Genomic DNA, 1,251 nt, shown 5'->3' on the forward strand with positions numbered 1-1,251 from the left:
TGTTGCTGCTGGATGAACCGCTGTCGGCCCTCGACGCACGGATTCGCAAGCACCTGCGCGAACAGATTCGCCAGATCCAGCGCGAGCTGGGCCTGACCACCATCTTCGTGACCCATGATCAGGAAGAAGCCCTGACCATGTCCGACCGGATCTTCCTGATGAACCAGGGCAAGATCGTGCAGAGCGGCGATGCCGAGACCCTCTACACCGCGCCGGTGGATGTGTTCGCCGCGGGCTTTATCGGCAACTACAACCTGCTGGACGCCGACAAGGCCAGCAAACTGTTGCAGCGTCCGATCACCGGGCGCATCGCCATTCGCCCGGAGGCCATTGAGCTCAGCCGCAGCGGTGAGCTGGATGCGTTGGTGCGCAGCCACAGCCTGCTGGGCAACGTGATTCGCTACCGCATCGAAGCCCGGGGCGTGGAATTGGTGGTGGATGTGCTTAACCGCTCGGCTGACGATCTGCACCCGGATGGTCAGAGATTGGCACTTTCCATCGACCCAAGTGCGTTGTGTGAAGTAGCCTGACGCACGATTTATTTGAGAGAGCGTGACAGATGGCATTGGTAATTTTTGATCTGGACGACACCCTGATCCACGGCGACTGCGCCACCCTGTGGAGCGAGCAGATGGGCCGCCTGGGCTGGGTGGATGGCGAGTCGTTCATGCGCAAGAACGACGAACTGATGGCGGCCTACAGCCGCGGTGAGCTGGCCATGGAGGATTTCATGGACTTCAGCCTGGAGCCGATGATTGGCCGCACGCCGGAAGAGATCGAGCACCTTGTAGAGCCGTGGGTGGAAGACGTTATCGAGCCGCTGATCTACAGCGAAGCCACCCGTACCATTGCACAGCACCGCAAGAATGGTGACCGGATTTTGGTGATCTCGGCGTCGGGGACGCACTTGGTCAAGCCGATTGCGGCGCGTATCGGCATTGATGAAGTGCTGGGGATTGAGCTGGACGTCGCCCATGGGGTGTACAGCGGCAAGACCACAGGTGTACTGACTTACCGCGAAGGCAAGATCACTCGCCTGATGGAATGGCTGGAGCAGGAAGGTGAGCACCTTGATGGGGCGTACTTCTACTCGGATTCGCGCAATGATTTGCCGCTGTTGCTGAAGGTGGAGAACCCGCAGGTGGTGAATCCGGACCCGGTGCTGCGGGCGCATGCTGAGAAGGCTGGGTGGCCGATTCATCATTGGGTCTGACGTTTTGTGCTGGTTTGAGGTGGGTACATATCCGTTAT

Annotated in this window: 2 protein-coding genes; both read left to right on the forward strand. The window is 59.6% G+C overall.

The features are described 5' to 3' along the window. Positions 1-530 (forward strand): ABC transporter ATP-binding protein (locus HX846_RS31330; protein WP_178966881.1); only part of this gene is annotated, 530 nt, incomplete at its 5' end. 29 nt (positions 531-559) lie between these two features. Continuing rightward, entirely contained in the window at positions 560-1,213 is a 654-nt protein-coding gene (locus HX846_RS31335; RefSeq protein ID WP_003219744.1) for an HAD family phosphatase, read from the forward strand. Positions 1,214-1,251: the final 38 nt, after the last annotated feature.

It is taken from the genome of Pseudomonas sp. K5002, from assembly GCF_013386655.1.
Taxonomy (GTDB): Bacteria; Pseudomonadota; Gammaproteobacteria; order Pseudomonadales; family Pseudomonadaceae; genus Aquipseudomonas.

Bases quoted from the DNA above. Each gene is read 5' to 3' on its own strand.
- HX846_RS31335 (WP_003219744.1), top strand. From the start codon at position 560: ATGGCATTGGTAATTTTTGATCTGGACGACACCCTGATCCACGGCGAC.